We start from the raw sequence: 4,415 nt of genomic DNA, 5'->3' as shown, positions 1-4,415 counted from the left end.
GCTTACGGAATCTCTATTGACTGACATTGCGGCGACCCAGACAAGGGTGGCAATTCTGGACATCACGGGCGTGCCTACAGTTGACTCGGCTGTTGCAAACCACATATTAAAGACGGTTTCTGCCGTAAAGCTTCTGGGAGCCGACTGTGTTATAACGGGCATAAGACCGGACGTTGCCCAGACAATCGTACATCTTGGGGTGGATTTATCGGATGTCGAGACCCTGTCAAACCTGTCGGAAGGCCTCAAGTGGGCGTTCGAATACCTGAATCTCGAAATTAACAGGAAAAGGAATCCGGATTCTAAGGTTAACTAGAGAATTTTTTACGTTCGCCCGCTATTGACGCTGTGCACGATAGATTCCACTTCAAAATCCTCATAGGGTTGAGGTTGAGTCACTCGCACCCTTCGGAGCCTTGTCTGTTCGAGTACCGCAAGGAATAGAACCAGCATATCGAAGACGCTCGATCGCCGCTCCCGCATCATCTCGAAGAATTTGAATGCAGGTCTCCTGGAAAGAGTATCTCTAAGCCAGTCTGTGGCTTCTTCTATAGTCCAGTCGTCGCGCGACAGCAGAAGCGGCTGACGCGGTTTCTCCCTTTCCAGCATGGCGCTGAAAGAGTTTAGCAGTTCTGAAAGAACCCCAGGCGACTCAACTCTTTCTTCGCTTCCTCTAGGATAGTAGCGAAGATTCTCTTCTCTTCGAACCTCAAGGAATCCTGCGGTTTCTCTGTAGCGGTTGAACTCCTCGAGAATCCGCGACAGCGTGACGGGTTCCTCAATCGTTTCCGAGTCCTTTTCGATGCTGTCGCGTAAAAGAACCCTCATCTTCCAGCGCAAGAGTATTGCAGCCATCAAGAGAAACTCCGCAAGTTCCTGGATATCAGCGCCCATTGTTTCGACGTATTTTATGAATTCGTCAGCAAGACTCGCTACCGGAACATCCAGGACATCCAGCTTGTCGCGCTGCACAAAGTACAGGAGGAGGTCAACAGGACCCTCGTAAACGGACAGAGAAACCTTGTAGGGACTCAACGCAGGTACTCGTAAACCAGGTGCTTTTCGCCGATTATCTCGAGTTCACCGAGTTCTCTCAGCTTTGAGTCCGCAGGCACGTAGTCCTTAAGACCTCCCTCAAGAAGAACCTTTGTCTTGAGTTCAAAGTTGAGAAGCGCTAGTTCGCGCGCAAGCAGAACAGGCTGACCGAAAACAGCAAGGTCTACAAGGGGAACAGAACCAAGCGTGCTCAAAAGAGTCTCGCCTGAGGCAAGACCTATACCAAGATTAAACTCACCTACAGCTTCTGTTACATACTTGGCGTTGAAGTTTGTGAAGAAACGTCGTATCTCAAGACTCGCCTGACAGGCTTTTGTATATCCTTCCTTTCCGGAAAAGAGGAATATGCTTGAGTTTCCTTCAAAGGACATTCTGAGTCCGCCTTTCGAACGGCAAATGGCAAGAACCTGTTTCCGGAACTCCTCGAAACTTTTCAGGGCTTCCTGCAAGCTTTTTTCTTTCTTTATGAAATCAAGATAAACAGCCATTACAACCGATTCTTTGTTTATCTTCAAGTAAGGCAGATTCATGAACCTTTCTACAAGCTCCTTCTCGTTTTCCTTGGGAAAGAACTGAGCGACCATCTGCTTGATGTAGTTGCGTTGGCGGCCCTCGATTTGATAGTAGACAACGTAACCTGCTCCTATTGCAATGAGTGATGAGAAAAGCGGAACAAAGAAGTCGATTCTGGTTCCGTTTCTTGCCGTACTCGCGACAACAAGGTAAAAAACAATCAGCAGCAAACCGAAGGCGGGGAGTGTGAACTTTCTCCATTGCAGCATCACGGCGAATGCGCCAAGCCCGGCTAAGACGATTGTAACGATGAAAGTCGCGACGATGCCGGGAGGTACTGCCTGTTCCCTGTTTATGAGGTTAGACAAAAGGTTGGCTTCGAGCACCATTCTTGGCATTCTTGCGTCAACCGGGGTATTAACAGGCATGGAATAAGGATCGAACGACGAACCGATAAAAACAATTTTATCCTTGAATGTGTCTGGGTTTACTTCATTTGAGAGTATTGATTTGACAGAAATACTTTTAAAATCAGCAAGGTTTGAGGTAAAGTGAATCCTGAAACCGTATCCTTCACTGAGAGTATACTCTTCGTTGCCGAGTTTCAATATTCTACTCCTGGGAAGGTCTATATCCTTTCGGCCTTCAAGACCCTGGAGCATCGAAAGAGGCAACGGGGTATAGAACTCACCTTTGCACAAAGCTATTAAAGGGATCTCTCTTACAACTCCTCTCTTGTCGTAAAGCACATCAAGAAAGCCTATGCCTCGTGATGATATAACCCACTTGTAGGAGAAAGATAAATAATCTGCTTTGTTAAGAATTCGCGTCTTTGAGATGAGGGAATCCCTGTTACGTTTGGCAATCTGCTCGGAAAAGGGAAGTATTTCATTTCCCAGCACTTCATCAAGCATTCTGAATCCGAGATATACATTCGAGTTCGAGCTTATTGCATTTTCTACATCCTTATCCCAGTTTACATAGTTGAATAAACTGTCTACCGTTTCGGTTACTTTTGCCGGAGGAAGCCTGAGTCCTTTTGCAAGCGTATCGGCTCTTTCGGATTTCAGTTTTTCCTGTCCTTCAAGCGGAACGGAATGTTCGAAGAAACACGGCAAAGTCACACCTACCGCCTTTGCTGATCTTGTGTGTTCGATTATTGAAGGCAGCCAGAGACCCAGCCACGTGACTTTGTCGCCTAAATATCCGACGCTTTCCTCGTCGAGGTCAACCAGAACAATGTCGTTGTTCTTTTTAAGAGCAGCCCTTTCAAGGGCGTCATGCATCGGCGTATCCAGGATATCCAGGGGATTGCCGCCTGCAACAATCTCAATAATGAGAACCAGAAAGGCCATAGTAAAACCAATTACGGCTGAAAAAATTATCTTACGAGGATCTATCACAACTCCTCCAGTTTGTAATTTCTTTTTCCTAAACCTATATGCTCAGCATGAGCGAGCTGAACCTCAGGGTCAACGTCCCTGTGTGCTTTACGAATTTCATCCGCAACCATATCGAAGCATGCCTGGTCAAGCGCAACCGGATCGCGTGAGGCAAGCGCACCTATATCCTCATGGATAAGCTTCATTCGTTCGCCCCAGCAATCGCATTCAGGCGAGATGCTTATGAGGAAATTCACGAAAAAAGCATCCTTGCCTGAAAGTGCGGCAAGCGCATATTCGGCCATCTTTTCAGATGCCGACTCCGAAGCTTCATTCCACTTGAATTTAACCGCCTTTACCGGGCAGACCCCTATGCATCCTGCGCAGCCGGTGCATTTTTTCTGAACGATTACAAAGTCTTCAGTTTTTTTTACGATGGCTTCCGCAGGACAGCGGCGCTGGCATTCCCCGCATCGCGTGCATTTCGAGATGTCAATCTTGGGCTTTGAAAGGCTGTGCATCTCGAGCTTGCCCCCGCGCGCGGCGCATCCCATTGAAAAGTTTTTTATCGAACCACCGAATCCCGAAAGCATGTGACCCTTGAAGTGAGAAAAGCCGACAACGCAAGGGATATCAGGAACAAGCGAAGCAAGCTGAGCGTTTCTTATGTGTTTTCCGGACTTTGCAGGAACGCGTGCCGCAGCCTCGCCTCGGATTCCGTCCGCAACGAGGAGTGGTGCGCCTGTTCCTTCCAGCGAGAAACCATGCTCCGCTGCCAACTTAAGATGATCGATGGCGTTGCCGCGCTGGCCGTGATACAGCGTGTTTGTTTCGAAAAGGAAAGGCCTTGCCTTCTTCTTTTTGAGGAACTCGACGCCCGCTTTTGCAAACTCCGAAGGCACGAAAGTAACATTCCCGCGTTCGCCGACATGAACCTTTATGCCGCAGAAAGCGCTGGATTTGAAGTCCTCGTTAATAAGTTGCGCAAGCAGGAGCGGTAAGCGCTTCAGGAGCGCACCCCTGTCCTTTTCAGGAAGAAAGAAGACTTTCGGCTTCATTGGCGTATGATAGGGATGCGTGCCCTTATGTCAAGGTGAGCGCACCCCCGAAATCAGAGTCAGGATTAAAGGTATGGATCAAGAATCATACACCCCAACAGGTTGCCGCGCACCCCGTTGGGGACCCCGAACCTAGTCAGATTTAACTCTTTGCGGTCAGGAATCATGGTCAAATACTCCCCCAAAGTAGCGGCTGGAAGCCTACAGCTTCGGCAGAATCGATTCCAGACCCGGGGTCCCTGAGAAATTGCGAAGCGATTTCTTGGGGTGGGAAAGCTGGTCAGAAGCTGGACAAATTCCCTGGCGTGGTTAGTCAGGATTCGAGAAATGGAGTCCCGTTTGATGAAAAGCGTCACGAACTCCAACGTCATTGCGAGGAGAAACGCCGAAGGCGTTAGGACGCGGC

General features: G+C 48.7%; 4 protein-coding genes. 1 reads left to right on the top strand and 3 read right to left on the bottom strand.

The window, feature by feature from the left end; translation table 11 throughout:
• The coding region (locus tag GX441_02580; protein NLI97529.1) for an STAS domain-containing protein at positions 1-316 on the top strand (316 nt) is incomplete at its 5' end.
• Between the two features lie 8 nt (positions 317-324).
• On the opposite strand, the gene GX441_02575 is transcribed toward GX441_02580, so the two are convergent.
• The 3 genes from GX441_02575 to GX441_02565 are packed head-to-tail and all read right to left on the bottom strand — an operon-like array spanning position 325 to position 4,009.
• Entirely contained in the window at positions 325-1,035 is a 711-nt protein-coding gene (locus GX441_02575; GenBank protein NLI97528.1) for a segregation/condensation protein A, read from the bottom strand.
• The gene (locus tag GX441_02570; GenBank protein NLI97527.1) at positions 1,032-2,972 is read right to left on the bottom strand and encodes a CHASE2 domain-containing protein; all 1,941 of its coding nucleotides are present in this window, start codon (positions 2,970-2,972) and stop codon (positions 1,032-1,034) included. The genes GX441_02575 and GX441_02570 overlap by 4 nt, the downstream gene beginning before the upstream one ends.
• Positions 2,969-4,009 (bottom strand): DUF362 domain-containing protein, encoded by a 1,041-nt coding sequence (locus tag GX441_02565; protein ID NLI97526.1) that lies wholly within the window; start codon positions 4,007-4,009, stop codon positions 2,969-2,971. The genes GX441_02570 and GX441_02565 overlap by 4 nt, the downstream gene beginning before the upstream one ends.
• Between the last annotated feature and the right edge of the window lie 406 nt (positions 4,010-4,415).

Source organism: bacterium, assembly GCA_012517375.1.
GTDB lineage: Bacteria > Hydrothermota > Tepidihabitantia > B3-TA06 > B3-TA06 > JAAYVC01.
The sequence above is the reverse complement of the archived record's forward strand: the minus strand, read 5'-3'. Positions and strand labels throughout refer to the sequence as shown.